Source organism: Streptomyces sp. NPDC046862 (assembly GCF_040704615.1).
GTDB lineage: Bacteria > Actinomycetota > Actinomycetes > Streptomycetales > Streptomycetaceae > Streptomyces.
In genome coordinates this window covers 23,259-48,847 of sequence record NZ_JBEYXP010000043.1, presented here as the reverse complement: position 1 = coordinate 48,847, position 25,589 = coordinate 23,259, and the positions used below count along the sequence as shown (strand labels likewise).

Below are 25,589 nucleotides of genomic sequence, written 5' to 3'. Positions count from 1 at the left end.
AGCGTCCGGCGCTCGGGCGAGGAGGAGCCGTGAGCCCGGGCGGTCTCTCCGACGCCGAGCGGCTCGACCGGGTCTTCCTCTCCCGGGTCATCGAGCCGGGGGACGAGCTCGGCGGGCGGTGGCTCCGCGGAGTCGGCGTCCGGGAGACGGTCAGGCGGCTCACCGAGGGCGGACCACCGCTGCCGGGGGCGTCGCAGAAGCGGTGGGCAGGGCTGCGCGCCCGCGCCGAGAGCGCGGACCCGCAGCGGGACCTGGAGCGGGCACGGAGCGCCGGAGCCCGGTTCGTCTGTCCGGGGGACACCGAGTGGCCCGGCCAGCTGGACGACCTTGGGGAGGCGCGGCCTGTCGGGCTGTGGGTGCGCGGGCGGGCCGGCCTGCGGATGTGGGCGTTGCGCTCGGTGGCGGTGGTGGGCGCCCGGGCCTGCACGGAGTACGGGGCCCACATGGCGGCCGTCCTGGGGTCGGGGCTCGCCGAGCGGGGGTGGGTCGTCGTGTCCGGTGGGGCGTACGGCGTCGACGGGGCCGCCCATCGGGGAGCTCTCGGTGCCGGGGGCGCGACGGTCGCCGTGCTGGCCTGCGGGGTGGACCGGCCCTACCCCCGCGGTCACACCCAGCTGATCGCCAGGATCGCCGAACAGGGGCTCGTGGTCGGAGAGCTGCCGCCCGGGGACCACCCGACACCCAGCAGGTTCATCCTCCGCAACCGCGTCATCGCCGCGCTCACGCGCGGAACCGTGGTCGTCGAGGCCGCGTACCGCAGCGGTGCGCTCGTCACGGCGCGGGCCGCTCAGCGGCTGGGACGGTTCACGATGGGCGTGCCCGGACCGGCGACCAGCGCACTGTCGGCGGGCGTGCACGAGCTGTTGCGCGGGGAGGCGGCGCTGGTCACCGATGCCGCCGAGGTCGCCGAACTGGTGGGCGACATGGGCGAGCTGGCGCCGGACCGGCGCGGTCCCGTACTGCCGCGTGACCTGCTGGAGCCGGGAGCCCGGCGGGTCCTCGACGCGCTTCCCGCCCACGGGGCCGCGAAGGCCGGCGCGATCGCCCGCGACGCCGGCACGGCGGAGGACGACGCGGTCGGCCGACTGTACGAACTCCGAGCACTTGGTTACGTCGAACGACATGGCGAGGGCTGGAAGTTGACACGCCAGGCCATGATCTCCGGCTCATCGGACCGACGCCGGAGTTGACCGAGCGTGTTCGTCCGTCCGGGCGAACGCCGACTACCTGGGCAATTCCCCGAGTTGGTGTCTTCGCGGGGTTACACAGCGCGACAGGTGCGACCTCGGGGAGCGCCCGGCGGAGAGGGTTCGCGTACGGGCGATCCCTCGCCCTTCGCGCACTGCGACGCTCCAGTCACGCTACGCTCACGAGGATTCCGGCGCAGACGGCAACTCGACATCACTCCGACACCTCACCATCACTCCGACAGCTCACCCAGGCAGCACCAGTTCACGGCAGAACGGCACAAGGCGACGAATGCCCCAGCACACCTCCGGGTCCGATCGGGCGGAAGTTCCCCCAGCCACCCGCGTCGACGTGCGACCGCCCGCCCCCTCGACGCTCGACGAGCTGTGGCGGTCGTACAAGGCGACGGGCGACGAGCGGCTGCGCGAGCAGCTGATCCTGCACTACTCGCCGCTGGTCAAGTACGTCGCGGGCCGGGTGAGCGTCGGCCTGCCGGCCAACGTCGAGCAGGCGGACTTCGTGTCGTCCGGGGTGTTCGGGCTGATCGACGCGATCGAGAAGTTCGACATCGACCGGGAGATCAAGTTCGAGACGTACGCGATCACCCGCATCCGGGGCGCGATGATCGACGAGCTGCGGGCACTGGACTGGATCCCGCGGTCCGTGCGGCAGAAGGCGCGCAACGTCGAGCGTGCCTACGCCACGCTGGAGGCGCGCCTGCGCCGCACCCCGTCCGAGGGGGAGGTGGCGGCGGAGATGGGCATCGCCGTCGACGAACTCCACGCGGTGTTCAGCCAGCTGTCGCTGGCGAACGTGGTGGCGCTGGAGGAGCTGCTGCACGTCGGGGGCGAGGGTGGCGACCGGCTGAGCCTGATGGACACGCTGGAGGACACCGCCGCCGACAACCCCGTGGAGGTGGCGGAGGACCGGGAGCTCAGACGCTTCCTGGCGCGGGCGATCAACACCCTGCCCGAGCGGGAGAAGACCGTCGTCACGCTCTACTACTACGAGGGCCTCACACTCGCGGAGATCGGCAACGTACTCGGGGTGACCGAGAGCCGGGTCAGCCAGATCCACACCAAGTCGGTGCTCCAGCTGCGGGCGAAGCTGGCGAGTTTCGGCCGTTGACCTGGCCGGAGGACGCCCCGTCCGGCGAAGCGTCTCCCCTGGCCGGTGATTCGTCCGTAAAGTGGTTGACGTGCCAAGGATTCGAGCGGCCTCCGTGGCCGAGCACCGGTCGATGCAGCGTGCCGCCCTGCTGGACGCGGCGCGCTCCTTGCTGTCCGAGGGCGGGACGGAGGCGCTGACGTTCCCCGCGCTCGCCGAGCGCACGGGACTCGCGCGGTCGTCCGTGTACGAGTACTTCCGTTCACGGGCCGCCGTGGTCGAGGAACTCTGCGAGGTCGACTTCCCCCTCTGGGCGGCGGAGGTCGAGGTGGCGATGGCCGTCGCGGACAGCCCCGAGGGCCAGGTCGAGGCGTACGTGCGGCAGCAACTGGCGCTGGTCGGGGACCGGCGGCACCGGGCCGTCGTCGCCATCTCGGCCAGTGAACTCGACGCGGGGGCGCGGGAGAAGATCCGCGCCGCGCACGGCGGGCTCGTCGCGATGATCGTCGAGGCGCTGGGGACCATGGGACACGCACAGCCCCGGCTGGCCGCGATGCTGCTCCAGGGCGTGGTCGACGCGGCCGTGCGGAGGATCGAGCTCGGCGCGGCGGAGGACCCCCGGGCGATCACCGAAGCGGCTGTCTCCATGGCCCTGCGTGGGGTCCGGGGCTGACCTTCCGCTTGCTCCGGCCGCTTACCCCGGCACTCCGAGCATCGGTTGCTCCGGTACTCCGATCACCGGCAGCAGACGCGACGGGCCCCTGCTCAGCAGCCACGGTGGCAGCAAGGACAGCGGGTCCAGGTAGGCGTCGCCTCTGAGCAGGCCCCAGTGCACGCACACCGACGGGCAGTGCGAAGCCGTCGCCTCCACGGTGCCCAGGACATCGCCCGCCGCCACCTCGTCGCCCTTCTCCACCGAGGCGCGGACCGGCTGGAAGGTCGTCCTGAGGGGCGGCTCGCCCGTGCCCGTCAGCTCCACCGAGACGACTCCGCGCCCCGCCACCCGGCCCGCGAAGGACACGCGGCCCGGCGCGACCGCCCGTACCGGGGCATCGGCGGCCGCCGCCAGGTCCACGCCCCGGTGGCCCCTGCCGTACGCCGTCGCCGGGGGCTCCCAGCCCCGTAGGACCGAAGGGCGCAGCCCCACGGGCCAGTTCCGCCCGACGGCCGGTACCGGCAGGTCGCTGTCCGGTGGTTCTCCCTGGCCTTCCGGCGGCTTTCCCCGACCTTTGGGCGCCTTTCCCCGACCTTCCGGTGGCTGCCCCTGGCCTTGCGTGGTCTCCGCCCCAGCCGTCGGCTCCGCGTCGGCCGTCGGCTCCGCGTCGGCCGCCGACGGGGCGGCGCCGGCCAGGGACATGGCCGTCCCGTCGCGCCACGCCGAAGCGACCGTGCCCGCTCCCGGCGAGCTCACCGTCACGCCGACGACCATCAACGCCACCAACGGCCCCACCAGCAGCCCCAGCCCTGGTCCCAGCCCCGGCCACGTCCGTGTCCACGCCCATCTCCCCGTCCACCTCCACGTCCCCGCACATCGTTTCGCTCGCATGCGAGAACCGTGCCGGAAGGTGGACGATCATGGCCGGGATCTGTGGACCACCGGCGGGTTGTGGATATCGGCGTCACCCGGGGCCCCGTGGGTCCATTACACTTCTGATGGCGACCCGGGCCACCGGGTCGACTTCGCACGCCCCGATACGAGGCCCGTCAGCGGTCCGTATCAGCGCCCCTCGGTCCTTAGCGGCACGGCGCGTCGTGGGCGTCAGGCGCGGGTGCCGTCCGGCACGCGCGGCACAACCGAGAAACACAAGGAGAACGGCCATGGCCGTCGTCACGATGCGGGAGCTGCTGGAGAGCGGCGTCCACTTCGGTCACCAGACCCGTCGCTGGAACCCGAAGATGAAGCGCTTCATCTTCACCGAGCGCAACGGCATCTACATCATCGACCTGCTCCAGTCGCTGTCGTACATCGACCGCGCCTACGAGTTCGTCAAGGAGACCGTCGCCCACGGCGGCACGGTCATGTTCGTCGGTACGAAGAAGCAGGCGCAGGAGGCCATCGCCGAGCAGGCCACCCGCGTCGGCATGCCCTACGTCAACCAGCGCTGGCTGGGCGGCATGCTCACCAACTTCTCGACCGTCTACAAGCGTCTGCAGCGCCTGAAGGAGCTCGAGCAGATCGACTTCGAGGACGTCGCGTCCTCCGGTCTGACCAAGAAGGAGCTCCTGGTCCTCTCCCGCGAGAAGGCCAAGCTGGAGAAGACCCTCGGTGGTATCCGCGAGATGCAGAAGGTGCCCAGCGCCGTCTGGATCGTGGACACCAAGAAGGAGCACATCGCCGTTGGTGAGGCCCGGAAGCTGAACATTCCGGTCGTCGCGATCCTCGACACCAACTGCGACCCCGACGAGGTCGACTACAAGATCCCGGGCAACGACGACGCGATCCGCTCCGTCACCCTGCTCACCCGCGTGATCGCCGACGCCGTCGCCGAGGGCCTCATCTCCCGCTCGGGCGTCAAGACCGAGGGCGAGAAGGCCGCGGGCGAGCCGCTCGCCGAGTGGGAGCGCGACCTGCTCGAGGGTGGCGAGAAGAAGGCCGAGGACAAGGCTGAGGAGAAGGCCGAGGACAAGGCCGAGGACAAGGCTGAGGACAAGGCTGAGGAGGCCCCGGCCGCCGAGGCTCCTGCCGCCGAGGCCGAGAAGCCGGCCGAGGCTCCCGCTGCCGAGGCCCCGGCTGCCGAGGCTCCGGCCGCCGACGCCGAGCAGGCCTGACACAGGGCGTTGACGGCGGGAGCGGTACCGCATCCCACCGCGCCTCCGGCGCGGTGAAGTCCGCTCCCGCCGTTCACCCGTAGGTCAACGGCGTGTCAGGGATCCACGGCTGTATGTGGATCGCAGACTCCGCAGATCTTCGATCTTCCAGACTTCGAGAAAGATTCACAGACTCATGGCGAACTACACCGCCGCCGACGTCAAGAAGCTCCGCGAGCTCACCGGCGCCGGCATGATGGACTGCAAGAAGGCGCTGGACGAGGCCGACGGCAGCGTCGAGAAGGCCGTCGAGGCGCTCCGCATCAAGGGCCAGAAGGGCGTCGCCAAGCGTGAGGGCCGCTCCGCCGAGAACGGCGCCGTGGTCTCCATCATCGCGGACGACAACTCCTCCGGTGTCCTGGTCGAGCTGAAGTGCGAGACGGACTTCGTCGCCAAGGGCGAGAAGTTCCAGGCTGTCGCCGCCGCCATCGCCGAGCACGTCGCCAAGACCTCCCCGGCCGACATCGAGGCGCTGCTCGCCTCCGAGATCGAGGCCGGCAAGACCGTCCAGGCGTTCGTGGACGAGGCCAACGCCAACCTCGGCGAGAAGATCGTCCTGGACCGCTTCGCGCAGTTCTCCGACGGCTTCGTGACGGCGTACATGCACCGCACGATGCCCGACCTGCCGCCGCAGATCGGTGTCCTCGTCGAGCTCGACAAGCCGAACGCCGAGATCGCCAAGGGCGTCGCCCAGCACATCGCCGCCTTCGCGCCGAAGTACCTCTCCAAGGAGGACGTCCCGGCCGAGGTCGTCGAGTCCGAGCGCCGCGTCGCCGAGGAGACCACCCGCGCCGAGGGCAAGCCCGAGGCCGCCCTGCCGAAGATCGTCGAGGGTCGCCTCAACGGCTTCTTCAAGGACGCCACGCTGCTCGGCCAGCCGTACGCGCTGGACAACAAGAAGTCCGTTCAGAAGATCCTGGACGAGGCCGGTGTCACCCTGAAGCGCTTCACGCGCATCAAGGTCGGCATCTGAGTCTGAGTCCGTACCGCGATCGACGCGCGACCCCGCTAGGGTCGACAGCAGTCGTCCGTGTCGCTCGCGTATGCCGTCCCGCACACGCGTGACGGACAGCAGCAGATCTGACGAGGAGGCCATTGCCGCGCATGGGATGCGAACCACTCCCCACCGGCAATGGCCTTCTTCGTATGTGGAACAGGTACAAAGAGGCGGGATCTCCATGACCACCAAGGCCCAGAAGAGCGACGACGGCAAAGTACGCGGCCGGTACATGCTGAAGCTGTCCGGAGAGGCCTTCTCCGGCGGCGGGGGCCTGGGCGTGGACCCCGACGTGGTGCACAAGATCGCCCGTGAGATCGCGGCCGTCGTACGGGACGGGGCGCAGGTCGCGGTCGTCATCGGTGGCGGCAACTTCTTCCGTGGCGCCGAACTCCAGCAGCGCGGCATGGACCGCGCCCGCTCGGACTACATGGGCATGCTCGGCACCGTGATGAACTGCCTCGCCCTCCAGGACTTCCTGGAGAAGGAGGGCATCGACAGCCGGGTCCAGACCGCCATCACCATGGGCCAGGTCGCCGAGCCGTACATCCCGCTGCGTGCCGTGCGCCACCTGGAGAAGGGCCGTGTGGTCATCTTCGGCGCCGGTATGGGCATGCCGTACTTCTCCACCGACACCACCGCCGCCCAGCGAGCCCTGGAGATCGACGCCGAGGCGCTGCTGATGGGCAAGAACGGCGTGGACGGGGTCTACGACTCCGACCCCAAGACCAACCCGGACGCGGTCAAGTTCGACTCGCTCGGATACGGCGAGGTCATCACCCGCGACCTCAAGGTCGCCGACGCCACCGCGATCACCCTGTGCCGCGACAACAAGCTGCCGATCCTCGTGTTCGAGCTGCTGGCCGAGGGAAATATCGCGCGGGCCGTCAAGGGTGAGAAGATCGGCACTCTCGTGGGTGAACAGGACAGCCGGGCCTGACCTGGGGCCACCCCTGCCCGGGGGACGGACCCTGACCGGGGGATGGACAATGTTCTGATGGTCGGGAACCGTGCAGGAAGAAGACGCGACGCAGCCGGCCGCCGACGTGACAGAGAACAGCAGCCGGGCCTACTCAAGACACGCAGGAGCAAGTGGTGATCGAAGAGACCCTCCTCGAAGCCGAGGAGAAGATGGAGAAGGCCGTCGTGGTCGCCAAGGAGGACTTCGCCGCGATCCGCACCGGTCGTGCGCACCCGGCGATGTTCAACAAGATCGTGGCGGACTACTACGGAGCGCTGACGCCGATCAACCAGCTGGCTTCGTTCTCGGTGCCGGAGCCGCGCATGGCCGTGGTGACCCCGTTCGACAAGAGCGCGCTGCGCAACATCGAGCAGGCGATCCGCGACTCCGACCTGGGCGTCAACCCGAGCAACGACGGAAACATCATCCGTGTGGTGTTCCCCGAGCTCACCGAGGAGCGCCGTCGCGACTACATCAAGGTCGCCAAGACCAAGGGCGAGGACGCCAAGGTGTCCATCCGCTCCGTCCGCCGCAAGGCCAAGGACGCGATCGACAAGCTGATCAAGGACGGCGAGGTCGGCGAGGACGAGGGCCGTCGCGCGGAGAAGGAGCTCGACGACACCACCGCGAAGTACGTCGCCCAGGTGGACGAGCTCCTCAAGCACAAGGAAGCGGAGCTGCTCGAAGTCTGATGAACGAGTCTTCCTGGGGGGCGCCGCCACAAGCCGGGTACTGGGGGCCTTCCGACCAGGGGCCGGTCCAGGGGGCAGCCCCGGCGGGTCCCGCATACGATGCGCCTGGGGCCCCGCACACTCGGCCCATGCCCATCGTGCCCGACGTGCCCGCGCATGGCGGAAACCAGGATGACGACCGGGGGGCCGCTCGGACGGGCGGCCCCCCGTTCCGCAACGAGACGCCGTCGGCGCAGCCCCACGGGGCCGTGCCGCAGAAGCCGGAGCCCATGCCCGACGCCCCTCAGCCCGCCCCGCAGAAGAAGAGCGCGGGTCGTGACCTGAGCTCCGCGATAGGGGTCGGCGTCGGGCTCGGGGCAGTGATCGTCGCCTCGTTGTTCGTCGTCAAGGCCGTCTTCGTCGGCGTGGTCGCGGTGGCCGTGGTGGTGGGTCTGTGGGAGCTCACGTCGCGTCTGCAGGAGCGCAAGTCCATCAAAGCGCCCCTCGTACCGCTCGCGGTCGGTGGTGCGGCGATGGTCGTCGCCGGCTACGTGCGAGGCGCCGAGGGCGCGTGGGTGGCCATGGCGCTCACCGCACTCGCGGTGCTGGTCTGGCGGATGACGGAGCCGCCGGACAACTACCTCAAGGACGTCACGGCGGGCGTCTTCGCTGCCTTCTACGTCCCGTTCCTGGCCACGTTCGTCGCGCTGATGCTGGCCGCCGACGACGGCCCGCAGCGCGTGTTCATGTTCCTGCTGCTGACGGTCGTCAGCGACACGGGCGCGTACGCCGTCGGCTGGCGCTTCGGCACGCACAAGCTCGCCCCCCGCATCAGCCCAGGCAAGACCCGCGAGGGCCTGCTCGGAGCGATCGCGTTCGCCATGGTGGCGGGCGCCCTGTGCATGCAGTTCCTCATCGACGACGGCACCTGGTGGCAGGGCCTGCTCCTCGGTCTCGCGGTCGCCGTCAGCGCCACGCTGGGCGACCTCGGCGAGTCGATGATCAAGCGTGACCTGGGCATCAAGGACATGGGCACGCTGCTGCCGGGCCACGGCGGCATCATGGACCGCCTGGACTCCCTCCTGCCCACGGCTCCCGTGGTGTGGCTGCTGCTCGTCCTCTTCGTGGGCTCCGGCTGACCGCCGTATCCCCGCGCTCGCTCTTCTCGCCACCCCTTCCGTCCGTAGGATCACCGCACGACGATCCGCGTGACGGGAGGGGTGGGGCGTATGCGGGACCCGCGAAGCCCGGGGAGCCTGGACGAACTCCAGGACTGGCTGCGGAGCAACGGCATTCCGTACGAGTCCTGGGGCGTCGGCGCCGTCAAGTCCGTACGGAACCTGTGGGACGAGATCACCGCGGGTGAGGCGGTCCTGTCCGGAGACCCGCCACTGCGCCGGGTCTCGGTCGTCAGCGTGCGCGTCGTGGTGGACGGCAGGCAACTCACGGAAGTCGGCCAGCAGATGGCGACCGGAGCCGTGCGGAAGAGGAACTCCCCGCCCACCGAGAAGATGAAGCCGGGGGAGACGGCGACCGCGGCGGCGCTGCGGTGCCTGGCCGAGGAACTCGGAGTCAGGGCAACGGACGTCGTGCTCGACCCGCGGTCCCTCTCGGTGACCGTCGAGAAGCTCGCCTCACCGTCGTACCCCGGCCTGCCCGGCGAATACCGTCTCCACACGGTGCACGCCCAGGTCTCCGGCCTCCCCGAAACGGCCTTCACCACGGCAGAGTCCCCCGGCGACGGCGATCCGGTGATCTCCACGCACCACTGGGAGTGGCGCTAGCGGGCGGAGAGGGCTCGCGGCGGGGTCCTGGGCCGTGATCGCCGTGATCGCCGTGATCGCCGTGTGCGGGGCCCGGGAGTCGATCTGCGACACTGGGTGGGTTATGCCTGCACCCGGAGAACTCACTTTCGTCGCGCCGCGCGGAGCCAAGAAGCCGCCGCGGCATCTCGCTGATCTCACGCCTGCCGAGCGCAAGGAGGCGGTGGCCGCGGTCGGGGAGAAGCCGTTTCGTGCGAAGCAGCTGTCGCAGCACTACTTCGCGCGGTACGCGCACGACCCGGAGCAGTGGACCGACATCCCTGCCGGTTCGCGCGCCAAGCTGCAGGAGGCGCTGCTTCCGGAGCTGATGACGGTCGTGCGGCATCTGTCGACGGACCAGGACACGACCCGTAAGACCTTGTGGCGGCTCTTCGACGGCACGCTCGTCGAGTCGGTGCTGATGCGTTATCCGGACCGGGTGACCATGTGCATCAGTTCGCAGGCCGGGTGCGGGATGAACTGTCCCTTCTGCGCCACCGGGCAGGCCGGGCTCGACCGGAATCTGTCCGCCGCGGAGATCGTGCACCAGATCGTGGACGGGATGCGGGCGCTCAGGGACGGGGAGATCCCGGGGGGCCCCGCGCGGTTGTCCAACATCGTGTTCATGGGGATGGGGGAGCCGCTTGCCAATTACAAGCGGGTCGTGGGGGCCATTCGTGCGCTCACCGATCCCGAGCCGGACGGTCTCGGGCTGTCCCAGCGCGGTATCACCGTGTCCACTGTCGGGCTCGTGCCGGCCATTCACCGGTTCGCCGAGGAGGGCTTCAAGTGCCGGCTCGCCATCTCGCTGCACGCTCCGGACGACGAGCTGCGCGACACCCTCGTACCGGTCAACACGCGGTGGAAGGTGCGGGAGGTGCTGGACGCCGGGTGGGAGTACGCGGCGAAGTCCGGGCGGCGGCTGTCCATCGAGTACGCGCTGATCCGGGACATCAACGACCAGGCGTGGCGTGGTGACCGTCTCGGGCGGCTGCTCAGGGGCAAGCCCGTGCATGTGAACCTGATTCCGCTGAACCCGACGCCCGGTTCCAAGTGGACCGCCTCGCGGCCCGAGGACGAGAAGGCGTTCGTCGAGGCGATCGCCGCGCACGGTGTGCCGGTGACCGTCCGGGACACCCGTGGGCAGGAGATCGACGGGGCCTGCGGTCAGCTGGCGGCCACCGAGCGGTAGTCTGAGCCAGTACAACGTCGTACCTGTATATCTTCATATTCCGACAGGGGAGCGCCACAGCGCTGAGAGTGCGGCACAGGCCGCAGACCCTCTGAACCTCGCCCAGGTCATTCTGGGTAGGGAGATCGGTCACCACTCGAGCTGTTGCGCCCTGCCCGGGATCCCCAGGGAAGTCCCGGGCAGGGCCGCGTCTCTTCCTGGTCACCCCAGGAGGAATCCAAGTGAGCACCACCAAGAAGGTCGTGGCCGTCGCCCTCGGGCTCGGTCTGGCCACGCTGTCCGCCTGCACTTCGTCCGGCTCCGGCAGCGGCGGCTCGGACTCCGGTTCGTCCAGGACCGTCACCCTCGTCAGCCATGACTCGTTCGCCGTCTCCAAGAACGTCCTGAAGGCGTTCGAGAAGGAGTCCGGGTACGAGGTGAAGGTCCTCAAGGACGGTGACGCCGGTCAGGCCGTCAACAAGGCCATCCTGACCAAGGACAACCCGCAGGGCGACGTCTTCTTCGGCGTCGACAACACGCTGCTGTCCCGTGCGCTGGACAACGGGCTCTTCCAGCCGTACGAGGCCAAGGGTGCCGATCAGGTCCAGTCGCAGTACCAGGTCGACCAGGACAAGCACCGGGTCACTCCCATCGACTCCGGTGACATCTGCGTCAACTACGACAAGGCCTACTTCAGCGAGAACAGGCTGAAGCCGCCGAGCTCCTTCGAGGACCTCGTCGAGCCCGAGTACAAGAACCTCCTCGTCACCGAGAACGCCTCCACCTCCTCGCCCGGCCTCGGCTTCCTGCTGGGGACGGCGGCCAGGTACGGCGACGGGGGCTGGCAGGACTACTGGAAGAAGCTCAAGGCGAACGGCGTGAAGGTCGTCGACGGCTGGGAACAGGCCTACAACGAGGAGTTCTCCGGGTCGGCCGGCGGCAAGAAGGCGAAGGGCGACCGCCCGCTCGTGGTCTCGTACGCCTCCTCACCGCCCGCAGAGGTGGTCTTCGCCGATCCGAGGCCGAAGACCGCGCCGACCGGTGTCGCGACCCGCACCTGCTTCCGGCAGGTCGAGTACGCGGGGCTGCTGAGCAACGCGCGGAACACCAAGGGCGGCAAGGCGCTCGTCGACTTCCTGATCAGTAAGAAGTTCCAGGAGGACATGCCGCTCAACATGTTCGTGTACCCGGTGCTGATGGGCGCGCAGGTGCCCGAGGAGTTCGTGAAGTACGGCCCGCAGGCCGCGGACCCCGAGACCATGGCGCCTCAGAAGATCGCCGACAACCGTGATCAGTGGGTCAAGTCGTGGACGTCGCTCGTACTGAAGTAGAAGCAGAAGCAGAAGCAGAAGTAGCTGAAGCGGCCGAGGCCGCGCGCGAGGGCAGGCGAACGGGCGTGCGCGGGAGCGCGGCGCGGCTCGGGCTGATGGCCGTGCCCGTTGCGTTCTTCGCGGTGTTCTTCGCCTACCCCGTCGCCGCGATCGTCGCGCGTGGTCTGAAGGTCGACGGGGCCTGGCGGTTCGGGCGGATCTGGGACGTGCTCGCGCAGTCCGACATCCGGCACGTCCTGTGGTTCACCACCTGGCAGGCGCTCGCCTCCACGGTGCTCACGCTGCTGATCGCGCTCCCCGGCGCGTACGTCTTCGCGCGCTTCGATTTCAGGGGCAAGCAGGTCCTGCGGGCGGTCGTGACCGTTCCCTTCGTGCTGCCCACCGTCGTGGTCGGGACCGCCTTCCTGGCCCTGGTCGGGCGGGGAGGACTGCTGGACGAGCTGTGGGGCGTACGGCTCGACACCACCGTCTGGGCCATCCTGCTCGCCCATGTGTTCTTCAACTACGCCGTCGTCGTACGGACCGTGGGCGGACTCTGGGCGCAGCTCGACCCGCGGCAGGAGGAGGCCGCGCGGATGCTCGGCGCCTCGCCGCTGAGGGCCTGGCGGAAGGTCACCCTGCCCGCTCTCGCGCCGGCGGTGGCGGCGGCCGCGCTGATGGTCTTCCTCTTCACCTTCACCTCCTTCGGTGTGGTCCAGATCCTCGGCGGGCCCACCTTCTCCACCCTCGAAGTCGAGATCTACCGGCAGACCTCGGAGATCTTCGACCTCTCCACAGCCGCGGTGCTGACGCTCCTGCAGTTCGCCGCGGTGGGCGCGATCCTCGCCGTGCACGCCTGGACCGTACGGCGGCGGGAGAGCGCGCTGCGGCTGGTCGACCCGGCCGTGACCGCGCGCCGGCCACGCGGGGCGGGGCAGTGGGCGCTGCTCGCCGGTGTCCTCGGGACCGCCCTCGTGCTGCTGGTGCTGCCGCTCGCCGTGCTCGTCCAGCGGTCGTTCGACGCGCCCGGGTTCGCGTACTACAAGCGACTGACCGGCGCCGACAGCGGGATCTTCCTCGTCGCGCCGATCGAGGCCGTGGGGAACTCGCTGGAGTACGCGGTCACGGCCACCGCCATCGCCGTGCTGATCGGCGGCCTGGCCGCCGCGGCCCTCGCCCGACGCGACGCCGGGCGGCTCGTGCGCGGCTTCGACGCGCTGCTGATGCTGCCGCTGGGCGTGTCCGCGGTGACCGTCGGGTTCGGGTTCCTGATCGCGCTGGACGAGCCGCCGCTGAATCTCAGGGCCTCCTGGATCCTGGTGCCGCTCGCGCAGGCACTGGTGGGCGTCCCCTTCGTCGTACGGACCATGCTGCCCGTGCTGCGGGCCGTGGACGTACGGCTGCGGGAGGCGGCGTCCGTGCTCGGGGCGTCGCCGTGGCGGGTGTGGCGCGAGGTCGACCTGCCGATGGTGCGGCGGGCGCTGCTGGTCGCGGCCGGGTTCGCCTTCGCCGTGTCCCTAGGGGAGTTCGGGGCGACCGTGTTCATCGCCCGGCCCGACAACCCGACGCTGCCGGTCGCCGTGGCACGGCTGCTCGGGCACCCGGGCGCCCTCAACTACGGTCAGGCGATGGCTCTGTCGACGATTCTGATGGTGGTGTGCGCGGTGGCGCTGCTGGTGCTGGAGCGGCTGCGCACCGACCGGACCGGGGAGTTCTAGATGACGGTCGGGGAGTTCCAGATGGCGACCGGGGAGTTCGGGATGCTGCTGAGCCTTGAGGGTGCGACCGTGCGGTTCGGTGGGCGGGCCGTGCTCGACGCCGTGGACCTGGGTGTCGCCGAGCACGAGATCGTGTGTGTGCTCGGGCCCAGCGGCAGCGGCAAGTCGACGCTGCTGCGGACGGTCGCGGGGCTGCAACCCCTGGACGCCGGGCGGGTGTCGCTCGACGGGCGGGACCAGGCGGGCGTGCCCGCGCACAAGCGCGGTGTCGGCCTGATGTTCCAGGACCACCAGCTGTTCCCCCAGCGGGACGTGGGCGGGAACGTGGCGTTCGGGCCGCGGATGCGCGGCGAGTCGAAGGGTGAACGGGCGGCGCGGGTCCGGGAGTTGCTGGAGCTCGTCGGGCTGCCGGAGGCCGAACGCCGGGCCGTGGCCTCCCTCTCCGGCGGCGAACAGCAACGCGTCGCGCTGGCCCGCGCCCTCGCTCCCAGGCCCAGGCTGCTGATGCTCGACGAACCCCTCGGCCAGCTGGACCGGTCGCTGCGTGAGCGGCTCGTCGTGGAACTCAGGGAGCTGTTCGGCGAGTTGGGCACCACCGTGCTGGCCGTGACGCACGACCAGGGCGAGGCGTTCGCGCTCGCCGACCGGGTCGTGGTGATGCGGGACGGGCGAATAGCCCAGTCGGGCACGCCCCTTGAGGTGTGGCAGCGGCCGGCGGACGAGTTCGTGGCGCGCTTCCTCGGCTTCGACAACGTGGTCGCGGCGACCGTGAGCGGTCAGGTCGCGGACACCCCGTGGGGCAAGGTGCCCGTACCGGAGGGCACGCCGCAGGAGACGGTCGCGCTGCTGGTCAGGCCCGCGGGCGTACGGCTCGTGGAGCCCGCGGAGGGGGTGCGCTGCACCGTGGCGGCGCGCACGTTCCGGGGCACCCACGTCACCGTTCACCTCCAGCCGGAGGACGCGCCGCGACTGGAGGCGGCGTGCGCCCTGCGCGAGGCACCGGAGCCCGGGGACGAGGTCGGGGTGACGTTCGACGCAGCCGAAATTGTCGTACTCCAAGGGCCGTCCGCCCTCTAGGGTCAGGACCATGACGCCACTTGGACATGACCGGTACTGCGACGAAATCGACACCCAGGTACGGCAGTTGAGAGCGGTGGTGACCTCCGGCGCCGACCTCGCGGCGACCGTGCCGACCTGCCCCGACTGGTCCCTGGAGCAACTGGTGCGGCACACCGGAGGGGCACTGCGCTGGGTGGACCACATCGTCCGCTCGCGGGCGCAGGGGGAGGTGCCCGAGGGGGAGGTACCGCACGCGGAGGGCCCCGAGGAGAAGGGCGATGCGGCGGCACTGGACGCGTGGCTCGCCGACACCGGGGCGTCGGTCGTCGAGGCGCTGCGCGAGGCAGGGCCCGACACGGCGGTGTGGACCTGGGGCTGGGAGCACACCACCGGCTTCTGGGCCCGGCGGATGGCCCACGAGATCACGGTCCACCGCGCGGACGCGACGCTCGCGGCCGGACTGCCGTACGAGGTGGCACCGGAGATCGCCGCCGACGCGATCGATGAGTGGCTGCAGATCGTCGAGTACGTGCAGCGGGTGATGCCGGACGATCCGGCGAGGGACCTGCGGGGGCCGTATCGCAGCATCCACCTCCACGCGACCGACGCCCCGGACGGAGTGCACGCGGAGTGGGTGGTCGAGCTCACGGAGGAGGGTGTCCGCTGGCGCCGGGGCCACGAGAAGGCGACGGTCGCGCTGCGCGGTCCGCTCACCGAGGTGCTGCTCGCCTTCTACCGCCGGCTCCCGCTCGATGGCGGGCGGCTGGAGGTGCTGGGCGAGCGGAAACTGCTGGAGTTCTGGCTGGAGCGGGCGACGTTCGGCTGAGCGCCTCGCGCGTCACGGGCACGCGAAGGCCCGCCCTCTGGTCGAGAGGGCGGGCCGACAGGGCCGTACGGTTCTACGAGTGGTGCGCGGCGTACGGCCTGGAGCGCGTCAGCGGGACGAGGTCCCGCGGCGGCGCGTGCCGTAGTAGATGGCGCCACCGCCCACCGCCAGGAAGGCGGCGGCGACCCCGGTGATGACCGGGGTGTTGGAGTCGGCACCGGTCTCGGCGAGGTTCGAGTCGCCCTCGGGCGCCGGGGCGTTGCCGTCCCCGGCAGGAGCCGGGCTGGTGCTCTCGGACTCCGACGGCGTGGGCGTCGGCGTGTCGGTGTCCGCGGGGGTGGACGGCTTGTCCGACGGCTTCGGGGTCTCCGATGCCGGCGGCGGGGGGTTGTCCGAGTTCTTCTTGCAGGCCTCGGCCGGCGTCACCAGGTTCGGCTTGATGTCCTCGTCGACGTAGCCCTTGGCCGTGACGTGGATCCGGTACTCGGCGTTCGGCTTCCAGTTCTCGGAGAACGTGACGGTGACGCCCTTGGCGGTCGAGTCCTTGATCGTCTGGGTTCCGACCAGCCGCTCGTCCGCCCCGTTGTTCTCCAGGAAGACGGAGACCTCGGCGGTGACGCCCGTCGGGTCCACGTCGGTGACGCTGATGACGCCCTTGCCCTTGGCGTCGCACTCGGCCTTGGCCGAGAAGTCACGGATGGTGCAGGCCATTGCGTTGCTCGCGACGCCGAGTACGAGGGCGGCGGACGCGGAGACAACACCCAGGAGCCGCACCGATCGTGCGGTACGTGGAGATATGGACACGGTTGCCCTTCACGGGAATTGCGGGGGGTTCGGGTTACATGTGTGGCAGCTGTAACCCCATGTGGCACCCAGGTTTATAAGCGCGGCATAAGTACTGTCAATCCGGAGGCCGGTCTCCGCAGTTGGCTTTGCCGCTTCATTAACCACCGTGACGTTTAGGCGCCCAGACGTTCGAGTGCCTCCGGGGCCTCCTCGATACGGTCCACCAGCGCGATCCGTGACTCCATCGAGCGCTCGCGGGCCAGGGCCTTGAGGAGGGGCCAGGTGGGGAGGTGGTCCGTCCAGTGGGCGCGGTTCACGAGGACCATGGGGGTGGGTTCGCCGCGGGACTCGTAGTAGTTCGGGGTCGCGTTGTCGAAGATCTCCTGGACCGTGCCGGCGGCGCCGGGCAGGAAGACGACGCCCGCGTTCGAGCGGGCCAGCAGACCGTCCTCACGGGTGGCGTTGGCGAAGTACTTGGCGATGTGGGAGGCGAACGCGTTCGGCGGCTCGTGGCCGTAGAACCAGGTGGGGATGCCGACCGAGGTGTTGCCCTTGGGCCAGCGGGCGCGCACCTCGAAGGCGAATTGGGCCCATTCGGTGATCGAGGGAGTGAACGAGGGTGCCTTCCCCAGGAGTTCGCAGGCCTCCTCCAGCATGGCGTCGCGGTAGGGCGCCGCGTACGCGCCGAGGTTCGCCGCCTCCATCGCGCCCGGGCCGCCGCCGGTCGCCACCGTGAAACCGGCGCGGGTCAGGGCGCGGCCGAGGCGGGCCGCGCCCTGGTACTCCTCCGTGCCGCGGGCCATCGCGTGGCCGCCCATCACGCCCACCACCCGCGCCCCGCGCAGGAGTTCGTCCACGGCGTCGGAGACGGAGTCGTCGTGGATGGCGCGCAGCATCGACGCGTGGATGTCGCCGTCGGCCTTGGTGCGCTGGAACCAGGCGTACGCGAGAGCGTCCGGTGTCTCCTCGTAGCCCTTGTCGAGCGCGGCGAACAGTTCGTCGGGCGTGTACACATGTCCGCGGTAGGGGTCGAAGGGCAGGTCCGGGACGGGCGGGAAGACCAGGGCGCCGTCGGTGCGTATCTTCGCCGCCGCGTTCTCCCGCATCGGGCAGCCGAGGAAGACGGCGCCCGCGGTGTCCGCGGCGAGCAACTCCCTTGTACGGTCCGTCAGGTCGACGGCCTGCACGCGATATCCGGCGAGGGTGCCGCGGGCCGAGACGGTCGCGTCGAACTCCTCCAGCGTCTCGATCTCACGGTCGTTGTGGTGGGCCGCATGGGCGGGGCTCGTCTGCACCCGCCCATGCTAGGCACGGCCGGTCAGCCCTGGATGGCTTCCGGGTTCATCCACACGATCTCCCAGGTGTGGCCGTCGAGGTCGTCGAAGGAACGGCCGTACATGAAGCCCTGGTCCTGGATGTCGGGGTTGGCGGTGCCGCCGGCCGCGGCCGCCTTCTCCACCAGCTCGTCGACCTTCTCGCGGCTCTCCGCGCTCAGGCAGATCGCCACCTCGCTGGTCTTCGTGGCGTCCGCGATCTCCTTCTTCGTGAACGTCTGGTAGAAGGGCTTGGTGAGCAGCATCGCGACGATCGTGTCGCTGATCACCACGGAGGCCGCGTTCTCGTCGCTGAACTGAGGGTTGATCGTGTAGCCGAGCTCCGTGAAGAACTTCTTCGAGGCGTCCAGGTCGTTCACGGGCAGGTTCACGAAGATCATCTGCTGGTACATGCGCGGTCTCTCCCGTCGGTGTCGATCCGTTCGGTGGGTAGACCGGGGTGCCGCGCGGAACTCATCGCCGATCGCGGAACTTTTCTCGCGGGGTTTTCCGGCGGCTTCCGTGGGGCCTCGGCGGCTGCTTCCCTCGGGCTACGGCAACGGCTTCCGTGGGGCCTCAGGGAACCAGTGGCGTGGCCGCCAGCTCCGCCACCGCCCAGGTCAGCGGGCCGAACACGGCGAGCAGGGTGCCCGCGCGGAGCAGGGCCGCGGAGCGCAGCACGGTCGCGGGCGCCCCGAGGCGCAGCAGAGCCGCCACTGTCTCCACGCGCGCGTTGCGTGCCTCGACCGCGGCCGTCGCCAGCGTGAGGAGCGCGCAGCCGATGACCAGGAGCGCGCCCAGCCCGGTGAGCGGACCGATGTCGGGGCGCGTCCCGGAGTGCATCGTGGCCAAGGCGTACGCGCCGGAGGCGGCCGCGCACACCACGCCGAGGGGGCGCCCGATCCGGCGCGCCTCCTCCTGGAGAACGCGCCCGGCGAGCAGCCGCAGCGCTCCCGGTCGTGCGGACTGCAACAGCCGCCCGCACAGATGCGTCAGTCCCGGCCCGGTGAGGATCAGCCCCAGTGCCGTCAGCATCCATCCGCCCAGCACCCCCGCCGGGCTGTCGGCGGAGCCCCCTGGGAGCGCGAGGCCGGGCGCGGCACCGGGCGCGGGGGCGGAGCGGCTCGCGTACATCTCCATGGCGAGCCCGGCGGCGAGTACGGCGATCCCCCAGGGCAGGCCGCCGGGAGCGGGCCGGGGGGCGGTGGAGCGGTAGGGGTCCGACTGGCTGGCGGTCCCGGGCGCAGGGGCGTACGAGCCGGACGCGCCCGGCGCCGGCGCCTCGGACAGGGCGTGCGAGCCGGTGTTACCGCCCCGCGCGTCCTGGTGCTGAGGGTCCTCAAGGCCCTGAGGGGCCTGGGCCTGGCCCTGAGACCCGGCCCGGTGTTCCGCGTCCGTGGTCCGCGCCGTAGCCGTCCGCCGCGCGCCGTCCCGTGCCCCGGCCCGCGGGCGCAGCGCCAGCGCGGTCGCCAGTGAGGCGATCGCCGGGAGGAGTGACAGCAGGGTCAGGGCGGCCGGAAGGGGCAGGGCGTGGTTCGCCGCCAAGGTGTCCGGTGCGGGGCCGTCGAAGCGGGCACCCGTCAGGTCGCCGCGCAGGTGGAGGAAGCACACCAGGGCGAGCAGCGAGCCGAGCGCGGTGGACAGGGCCGTCGTCAGCGCCGAGACGGCCATCAGGCGGGCCGGGCCGAGACCGATCGCCGACAGGCCCGGGCGGGGGCGCGTCCCCGGGTCCGTACGGGCGACCGTCACGGCGAAGTACGCCGTGGCCGCCAGCGGCGCCCCGCACCACACGAGCCGCAGCACGGAAGAGGCGGCGGCGTCCGGGTGGGCCAGCGCGTGCCCCAGCGCGCACAGCAGCAGGAAGCCCGTGCCCGCCGACGCCGCGGTGACCAACAGGCGGCGCAGGTGGACGGCCGGCTGGGCGCCACGGGCTAGACGGAGAGCGAGCACGCGGCCCGGCCTTCCGCCTCGGGGGGCTGGGGCAGGCTGACGTTGTGCACGCGCCGTCCGTCGAGCAGCGTCACCGTACGGTCGGCCAGCGCGGCGGTGTCCGCGCAGTGCGTGGCGAGAACGACCGTGATGCCGTGCGAACGGGCCGCCGCGGCGAGGGTCCGCAGGACGTGGGAGCACTCGGCGCGGTGCAGCGGCGCGGTCGGCTCGTCCGCGAAGAGCACGGTGGGGGAGCCGACCAGCGCGCGGGCGACCACCACGCGCTGACGCTCGGAGTACAGCAGGGCGTGCGGGCGCTTGCGGGCGCAGCCGCCGATGTCCAGGCGCTCCAGCCACTCCAGCGCGGCCGTCTTGGCTGCCCGGCGGCCGGTGCCCCGCAGCATCAGCGGCAGAGCCGCGTTCTCCCAGGCGGTCAGTTCGGGGACGAGGGCCGGTTCGGGGTCGATCCAGCCGAAGCGGTCCCGGCGCAGCCGCTCGCGGGTGAGCGGCCGCATGGTGTGCACGGGCGTGCTGTTGAACCACACCTCGCCCTGCTGCGGCAGGATCTGTCCCGACAGACACCGCAGGAGCGTGGTCTTGCCGCTGCCGCGTGGACCGCTGACCGCGAGGATCTCGCCCTCGCGGACGCCGAGCGACACACCGTGAAGCGCGGGCGAGCCGTCGTGGGCGTGGGTCAGGCCGCGTGCCCAGAGCACGTCGTTGTCCGGCGGGGCCACCATGGGCGTACACCTCGGTTCAGATCAGTATTGCCGTGGGGAGTCCCCCGTCCGGGGGAACGAAGGCAGGGCCGATCGGTCACTGGGCACGCTAGGCAGCGGGTGGAGCGGGGCCGGACAGCACATGGCCCCGGGCCGCCGTTTCTCACTCGAACGGACGACGCCGGGGCCGGTGTTGATCACAGATTCAGCTCATCGGACCGCGAAGACGGTCTGTGAAGACGGCCGTGAAGAGGACCGTGACGATCACAGCTTGGTCCACGCCTCCGACAGGGTCGCCCGCAGGATCTGCTCGATCTCGTCGAACGTCCCCTGGTCCGAGATCAGCGGCGGCGCGAGCTGGACGACCGGGTCGCCGCGGTCGTCGGCGCGGCAGTACAGGCCGTTGTCGAAGAGGGCCTTGGACAGGAAGCCGTACAGGATCCGCTCGGTCTCGTCGTCGTCGAACGTCTCCTTGGTGGCCTTGTCCTTGACGAGTTCGATGCCGTAGAAGAAGCCGTTGCCGCGGACGTCGCCGACGATCGGCAGGTCGTGCAGCTTCTCCAGGGTGGAGCGGAAGGCCGCCTCGTTGTCGAGCACGTGCTGGTTCAGGCCCTCGCGCTCGAACAGGTCGAGGTTGGCGAGGCCGACCGCCGCCGACACGGGGTGGCCGCCGAAGGTGTAGCCGTGCAGGAAGGTGTTGTCGCCCTTGTAGAAGGGCTCGGCTATGCGGTCCGAGACGATGCACGCGCCGATCGGGGAGTAGCCCGAGGTCATGCCCTTGGCGCAGGTGATCATGTCAGGCACGTAGCCGAACTTGTCGCAGGCGAACATCGTGCCGAGCCGGCCGAAGGCGCAGATGACCTCGTCCGAGACCAAGAGCACGTCGTACCGGTCGCAGATCTCGCGCACCCGCTGGAAGTAGCCGGGCGGGGGCGGGAAGCAGCCGCCCGCGTTCTGCACGGGCTCCAGGAAGACCGCCGCGACCGTCTCCGGGCCCTCGAAGAGGATCTCCTGCTCGATCTGGTCGGCGGCCCAGCGGCCGAACGCCTCGGGGTCGTCCCCGAAGATCGGTGCCCGGTAGATGTTGGTGTTGGGCACCTTGTGCGCGCCCGGGACGAGCGGCTCGAAGGGCGCCTTGAGGCCGGGCAGGCCGGTGATGGACAGGGCGCCCTGCGGGGTGCCGTGGTAGGCGACCGCGCGGGAGATGACCTTGTACTTGGTCGGCTTGCCGACCAGCTTGAAGTACTGCTTGGCGAGCTTCCACGCGGTCTCGACCGCCTCGCCGCCGCCGGTGGTGAAGAAGACCTTGTTCAGGTCGCCGGGGGCGTAGTCGGCCAAACGTTCCGCCAGCTCCACCGCCTTCGGGTGGGCGTACGACCAGACCGGGAAGAACGCCAGCTCCTGCGCCTGCTTGGAGGCGGTCTCCGCCAGTTCGCCGCGGCCGTGACCCGCCTGGACCACGAACAGACCGGCGAGGCCGTCGAGGTAGCGCTTGCCCTTGTCGTCGTAGATGTGGGTGCCCTCGCCCCGGACGATGGTGGGGACGGGGGACTTCTCGTACGAGGACATGCGGGTGAAGTGCATCCACAGGTGGTCGTACGCGGTCCGGCTGAGGTCCTTGGTGTCCTGGGGGTCCTTGGGACTGTCGGTGCTCACGGCTATCGGGTCCTCACGGTTATCGGGTTCCCCACATGTAGGTCTGCTTCTTGAGCTTCAGGTAGACGAAGCTCTCGGTGGAGCGCACCCCGGGGACGGCCCGGATGCGTCTGTTGATGACCTCCAGGAGGTGGTCGTCGTCCTCGCAGACGATCTCCACCATCAGATCGAAGGAGCCGGCGGTCATCACCACGTACTCGCACTCGCCCATGGCGCTCAGCGCGTCGGCCACGGACTCCACGTCGCCCTCGACGTTGACACCGACCATCGCCTGGCGGCGGAAGCCCACGGTGAGCGGGTCCGTGACGGCGACGATCTGCATCACGCCCTGGTCGAGCAGCTTCTGGACGCGCTGGCGCACGGCCGCCTCGGAGAGGCCCACCGCCTTGCCGATCGCGGCGTACGGCCGGCGGCCGTCCTCCTGGAGCTGCTCGATGATGGCGAGGGAGACGGCATCCAGGTGCGGAGTGCCGCCGTTCTTGGACTCGCGGGTGCCCCGGGACTCCCGGATGTCCCGGGAGTCCCTGGGGTCTGCGCTTCGACTGGCCACGGGCTCACTGTGCACGAGGAGTCGACAGTTTCGCAAGGCTCGATCAATGAAATCCGTTGTTTACACACCTTGAACTTGCGGATTCCGTAGCCATGTCGCGATCCCCGCTGTTGAAAACGTGGCTGGGCGGACTAGGGTGGGTGTCTCAGAGATTGGACACCCGGGCCTGTCCGGGCACGGGGACACCAGGACTTGGAGGGCCGGGAGTGAGCACCGAGCTGCGTCGTCTGCGCAACTACATCGACGGTGAATTCCGCGACGCCGCCGACGGGCGGACCACCGAGGTCGTCAATCCCGCGACCGGCGAGGCCTACGCTACGGCGCCGCTGTCCGGGCAGGCGGACGTCGACGCCGCGATGGAGGCCGCGGCCAGGGCCTTCCCCGCGTGGCGCGACACGACCCCCGCCGAGCGCCAGAAGGCCCTGCTGAAGATCGCGGACGCCTTCGAGGAGCGCGCCGAGGAACTGATCGCGGCCGAGGTGGAGAACACGGGAAAGCCCATCGGGCTGACCCGCACCGAGGAGATCCCGCCGATGGTCGACCAGATCCGCTTCTTCGCGGGTGCCGCCAGGATGCTCGAGGGCCGCGCGGCCGGCGAGTACATGGACGGCATGACGTCGATCATCCGCCGGGAGCCCGTCGGTGTCTGCGCCCAGGTCGCCCCCTGGAACTACCCGATGATGATGGCCGTGTGGAAGTTCGCCCCGGCGCTCGCCGCGGGCAACACGGTGGTCCTCAAGCCGTCGGACACCACCCCGGCCTCCACGGTCCTGATCGCCGAGATCATCGGTTCGATCGTGCCCAAGGGCGTCTTCAACGTCATCACCGGCGACCGCGACACCGGCCGCCTGATGGTGGAGCACGACACCCCGGCCATGGCGTCCATCACCGGTTCCGTACGCGCCGGCATGCAGGTCGCCGAGTCCGCGTCCAAGGACCTCAAGCGCGTCCACCTGGAGCTGGGCGGCAAGGCCCCCGTCGTCGTCTTCGAGGACGCCGACATCCCCAAGGCCGTCGAGGACATCTCGGTCGCGGGCTTCTTCAACGCCGGCCAGGACTGTACGGCCGCCACCCGCGTCCTCGTCCAGGAGTCCATCCACGACGAGTTCGTGGCCGCGCTCGCCAAGGCGGCCGCCGAGACCAAGACGGGCCACCCGGACGACGAGGACGTCCTGTACGGGCCGCTGAACAACCCGAACCAGCTCAAGCAGGTCTCCGGCTTCATCGAGCGGCTGCCCGCCCACGCCAAGGTGGAGTCCGGCGGCCACCAGGTCGGCGACAAGGGCTACTTCTACGCGCCGACCGTCGTCTCCGGCCTGAGGCAGGACGACGAGATCATCCAGAACGAGGTCTTCGGACCGGTCATCACCGTCCAGTCCTTCTCGGACGAGACGCAGGCGATCACGTGGGCGAACGGCGTCGAGTACGCCCTCGCCTCCTCCGTCTGGACCAAGGACCACGGGCGTGCGATGCGGCTGTCCAAGGCGCTCGACTTCGGCTGTGTGTGGATCAACACGCACATCGCGCTGGTCGCCGAGATGCCCCACGGCGGCTTCAAGAAGTCCGGGTACGGCAAGGACCTGTCGGCGTACGGCTTCGACGACTACACGCGGATCAAGCACGTGATGACGTCGCTGGACTGAGCCAGGAGAGAGTAATTGGCTTCTGAGTCCCGGCGACACGCCGTGCATGCGGCGTGTCGCCGGGACTCCAGAGCCAATTGAGGCCTCGCCACGCATGGCGGCCGGGTGCCCGTTGCCCGTACTCCCTCCGCACCGGCATGCTTCCCGGATGTCCCGAGCACAGACCGCCCGCATCTCCCGCCTCTCCCGCCGCTCCCTGCTGCGCACCCTCGGCGGCGGCGCGGTGCTCGGCGCCCTCGCCGGCTGCGGAGTGCCCGCCGCGTACGTGGCACCCGGCGACCGGGCCGCCGCCGACCGCTCGGCGCGCGAGAGGCGGGTGACGTTCGCCAACTGGCCGCTGTACATAGACACGGACGACTCCGACGCCTCGAAGCGGCCCACGCTGGAGGCGTTCGAGAAGCGCACCGGCACAGCGGTGGACTACGTCGAGGAGATCAACGACAACGACGAGTTCTTCGGCAAGATCAGCCCGGCCCTGATGAACCATCAGCCGACGGGCCGCGACCTGATCGTCATCAGTGACTGGATGTGCGGCCGCTTCGTCCGGCTGGGCTGGGTCCAGGAGATGGACCGGGCGAGCCAGGCGAACGTCACCAAGTACCTGGATCCACAACTGCGTTCACCGGCCTTCGACCCCGGACGCCGGTACACCGTGCCCTGGCAGTCCGGGATCACCGGCCTCGCGTACGACCGGCGCCGGCTGGGACGGGAGATCCGGCAGGTCTCCGACCTGTGGGCCGACGACCTGAAGGGCCGTGTGACGCTGCTGTCGGGGCTGGACGAGGCGTTCGCGCTGCTCATGCAGGGCAACGGCGTCGACATCACGCGCTGGACCGCGGACGACTTCCACACGGTCTGCGACCAGGTGGAGGCCCGCGTCCACGACGGCCACATCCGCCGCTTCACGGGCAACGACTACACGAAGGACCTGGTCAGCGGCGACGTCCTGGCCTGCCAGGCCTACTCGGGCGACGTGATCCAACTCCAGGCGGACAACCCGGACATCCGCTTCGTCGTCCCCGAAGAGGGCGCGGAACTCTGGTCGGAGTCCCTGATGATCCCCGACCTGGCCCGCCACAAGACCAACGCGGAACGGCTGGTCGACCACTACTACGACCCCGAGGTCGCCGCGGAACTGGCGGCCTGGGTCAACTACGTCTGCCCGGTCCCGGCCGCCCAGGACGTCCTCGCCTCCGCCGGTGACAAGGACACCGCCGCCCTGGCCGAGGACCCCCTGATCTTCCCCGACACCACCATGCGCCGCCACCTCGCCGTCGCTCGTGACATCACGCCGGGGGAGCGGAGGGATTTCGCGAAGCGGTGGAACGGGATCGTGGGGTTGTGAGGGGGCGGGCGACGCGCGCTTCCGCCCGAG

Annotated in this window: 24 protein-coding genes and 1 riboswitch; of the genes, 16 read left to right on the top strand and 8 right to left on the bottom strand. The window is 70.3% G+C overall.

Going from position 1 to position 25,589, the window contains the following annotated elements:
• Window positions 1-29: 29 nt before the first annotated feature.
• The 3 genes from dprA to AB0959_RS36885 all read left to right on the top strand — a co-directional run bounded on the left by dprA (window position 30) and on the right by AB0959_RS36885 (window position 2,968).
• Window positions 30-1,190: a DNA-processing protein DprA gene (gene dprA, locus AB0959_RS36895; protein WP_366831126.1), complete on the top strand. Its 1,161-nt coding sequence runs from the start codon at window positions 30-32 to the stop codon at window positions 1,188-1,190.
• A 289-nt stretch (window positions 1,191-1,479) separates the two neighbouring features.
• The gene (whiG, locus tag AB0959_RS36890) at window positions 1,480-2,316 is read left to right on the top strand and encodes an RNA polymerase sigma factor WhiG (RefSeq protein ID WP_366831125.1); all 837 of its coding nucleotides are present in this window, start codon (window positions 1,480-1,482) and stop codon (window positions 2,314-2,316) included.
• A 94-nt stretch (window positions 2,317-2,410) separates the two neighbouring features.
• Window positions 2,411-2,968 carry a helix-turn-helix domain-containing protein gene (locus tag AB0959_RS36885; RefSeq protein ID WP_366831169.1) on the top strand — a complete coding sequence of 186 codons (558 nt, stop codon included), beginning with the start codon at window positions 2,411-2,413 and terminating at the stop codon, window positions 2,966-2,968.
• Between the two features lie 21 nt (window positions 2,969-2,989).
• On the opposite strand, the gene AB0959_RS36880 is transcribed toward AB0959_RS36885, so the two are convergent.
• Window positions 2,990-3,712: a peptidoglycan DD-metalloendopeptidase family protein gene (locus tag AB0959_RS36880; RefSeq protein ID WP_366831124.1), complete on the bottom strand. Its 723-nt coding sequence runs from the start codon at window positions 3,710-3,712 to the stop codon at window positions 2,990-2,992.
• 401 nt (window positions 3,713-4,113) lie between these two features.
• On the opposite strand from AB0959_RS36880, the gene rpsB reads away from it, so the two are divergent.
• The 11 genes from rpsB (at window position 4,114) to AB0959_RS36825 (ending at window position 15,618) form a co-directional block, all read left to right on the top strand.
• The gene (gene rpsB, locus AB0959_RS36875; protein ID WP_366831123.1) at window positions 4,114-5,064 is read left to right on the top strand and encodes a 30S ribosomal protein S2; all 951 of its coding nucleotides are present in this window, start codon (window positions 4,114-4,116) and stop codon (window positions 5,062-5,064) included.
• Window positions 5,065-5,239: 175 nt separating this feature from the next.
• Window positions 5,240-6,076, top strand: a complete 837-nt coding sequence (gene tsf / locus AB0959_RS36870) for a translation elongation factor Ts (protein ID WP_366831122.1) — start codon at window positions 5,240-5,242, stop codon at window positions 6,074-6,076.
• A 205-nt stretch (window positions 6,077-6,281) separates the two neighbouring features.
• Window positions 6,282-7,040: a UMP kinase gene (gene pyrH / locus AB0959_RS36865; protein WP_366831121.1), complete on the top strand. Its 759-nt coding sequence runs from the start codon at window positions 6,282-6,284 to the stop codon at window positions 7,038-7,040.
• A gap of 155 nt (window positions 7,041-7,195) precedes the next feature.
• The gene (gene frr, locus AB0959_RS36860) at window positions 7,196-7,753 is read left to right on the top strand and encodes a ribosome recycling factor (RefSeq protein WP_131559753.1); all 558 of its coding nucleotides are present in this window, start codon (window positions 7,196-7,198) and stop codon (window positions 7,751-7,753) included.
• Window positions 7,753-8,871, top strand: coding sequence for a phosphatidate cytidylyltransferase (locus tag AB0959_RS36855; protein ID WP_366831120.1), 1,119 nt, complete (start codon window positions 7,753-7,755; stop codon window positions 8,869-8,871). Before frr ends, AB0959_RS36855 begins: the two co-directional genes overlap by 1 nt.
• A 90-nt stretch (window positions 8,872-8,961) precedes the next feature.
• Entirely contained in the window at window positions 8,962-9,516 is a 555-nt protein-coding gene (locus AB0959_RS36850; protein WP_366831119.1) for an NUDIX domain-containing protein, read from the top strand.
• 103 nt (window positions 9,517-9,619) lie between these two features.
• Window positions 9,620-10,726, top strand: coding sequence for a 23S rRNA (adenine(2503)-C(2))-methyltransferase RlmN (rlmN, locus tag AB0959_RS36845; protein ID WP_366831118.1), 1,107 nt, complete (start codon window positions 9,620-9,622; stop codon window positions 10,724-10,726).
• 35 nt (window positions 10,727-10,761) lie between these two features.
• Window positions 10,762-10,867, top strand: a riboswitch (TPP riboswitch).
• A gap of 80 nt (window positions 10,868-10,947) precedes the next feature.
• On the top strand, window positions 10,948-12,036 hold the full coding sequence (locus tag AB0959_RS36840; RefSeq protein WP_366831117.1) for a thiamine ABC transporter substrate-binding protein: 1,089 nt from the start codon (window positions 10,948-10,950) through the stop codon (window positions 12,034-12,036).
• Between the two features lie 95 nt (window positions 12,037-12,131).
• The gene (locus tag AB0959_RS36835) at window positions 12,132-13,733 is read left to right on the top strand and encodes an iron ABC transporter permease (protein ID WP_366831116.1); all 1,602 of its coding nucleotides are present in this window, start codon (window positions 12,132-12,134) and stop codon (window positions 13,731-13,733) included.
• 42 nt (window positions 13,734-13,775) lie between these two features.
• A complete protein-coding gene (locus AB0959_RS36830) occupies window positions 13,776-14,810 on the top strand; it encodes an ABC transporter ATP-binding protein (RefSeq protein WP_366831168.1) in 1,035 nt (344 codons plus the stop codon).
• Window positions 14,811-14,820: 10 nt separating this feature from the next.
• Entirely contained in the window at window positions 14,821-15,618 is a 798-nt protein-coding gene (locus AB0959_RS36825; protein ID WP_366831115.1) for a maleylpyruvate isomerase family mycothiol-dependent enzyme, read from the top strand.
• A 108-nt stretch (window positions 15,619-15,726) separates the two neighbouring features.
• Here AB0959_RS36825 and AB0959_RS36820 read toward each other — a convergent pair whose 3' ends face one another.
• The 7 genes from AB0959_RS36820 to AB0959_RS36790 form a co-directional block, all read right to left on the bottom strand.
• Window positions 15,727-16,392: an LAETG motif-containing sortase-dependent surface protein gene (locus AB0959_RS36820; RefSeq protein ID WP_366831114.1), complete on the bottom strand. Its 666-nt coding sequence runs from the start codon at window positions 16,390-16,392 to the stop codon at window positions 15,727-15,729.
• A 185-nt stretch (window positions 16,393-16,577) separates the two neighbouring features.
• Complete coding sequence (locus tag AB0959_RS36815; RefSeq protein ID WP_366831113.1) at window positions 16,578-17,699, bottom strand: LOG family protein; 1,122 nt, start codon at window positions 17,697-17,699, stop codon at window positions 16,578-16,580.
• A 23-nt stretch (window positions 17,700-17,722) separates the two neighbouring features.
• Window positions 17,723-18,130, bottom strand: coding sequence for a VOC family protein (locus AB0959_RS36810; RefSeq protein WP_366831112.1), 408 nt, complete (start codon window positions 18,128-18,130; stop codon window positions 17,723-17,725).
• Between the two features lie 163 nt (window positions 18,131-18,293).
• Window positions 18,294-19,667 carry a hypothetical protein gene (locus AB0959_RS36805; RefSeq protein ID WP_366831111.1) on the bottom strand — a complete coding sequence of 458 codons (1,374 nt, stop codon included), beginning with the start codon at window positions 19,665-19,667 and terminating at the stop codon, window positions 18,294-18,296.
• On the bottom strand, window positions 19,649-20,386 hold the full coding sequence (locus AB0959_RS36800; RefSeq protein ID WP_366831110.1) for an ATP-binding cassette domain-containing protein: 738 nt from the start codon (window positions 20,384-20,386) through the stop codon (window positions 19,649-19,651). Before AB0959_RS36800 ends, AB0959_RS36805 begins: the two co-directional genes overlap by 19 nt.
• 243 nt (window positions 20,387-20,629) lie before the next feature.
• Window positions 20,630-22,021 (bottom strand): aspartate aminotransferase family protein, encoded by a 1,392-nt coding sequence (locus AB0959_RS36795; RefSeq protein WP_366831109.1) that lies wholly within the window; start codon window positions 22,019-22,021, stop codon window positions 20,630-20,632.
• 19 nt (window positions 22,022-22,040) lie between these two features.
• On the bottom strand, window positions 22,041-22,586 hold the full coding sequence (locus AB0959_RS36790; RefSeq protein ID WP_366831108.1) for an Lrp/AsnC family transcriptional regulator: 546 nt from the start codon (window positions 22,584-22,586) through the stop codon (window positions 22,041-22,043).
• A 191-nt stretch (window positions 22,587-22,777) separates the two neighbouring features.
• Here AB0959_RS36790 and AB0959_RS36785 point away from each other — a divergent pair, with 191 nt between their 5' ends.
• Together AB0959_RS36785 and AB0959_RS36780 are read left to right on the top strand one after the other, a co-directional pair.
• Window positions 22,778-24,214 carry a gamma-aminobutyraldehyde dehydrogenase gene (locus tag AB0959_RS36785; protein ID WP_366831107.1) on the top strand — a complete coding sequence of 479 codons (1,437 nt, stop codon included), beginning with the start codon at window positions 22,778-22,780 and terminating at the stop codon, window positions 24,212-24,214.
• 148 nt (window positions 24,215-24,362) lie between these two features.
• On the top strand, window positions 24,363-25,559 hold the full coding sequence (locus AB0959_RS36780; protein WP_366831106.1) for a spermidine/putrescine ABC transporter substrate-binding protein: 1,197 nt from the start codon (window positions 24,363-24,365) through the stop codon (window positions 25,557-25,559).
• Window positions 25,560-25,589 lie beyond the last annotated feature (30 nt).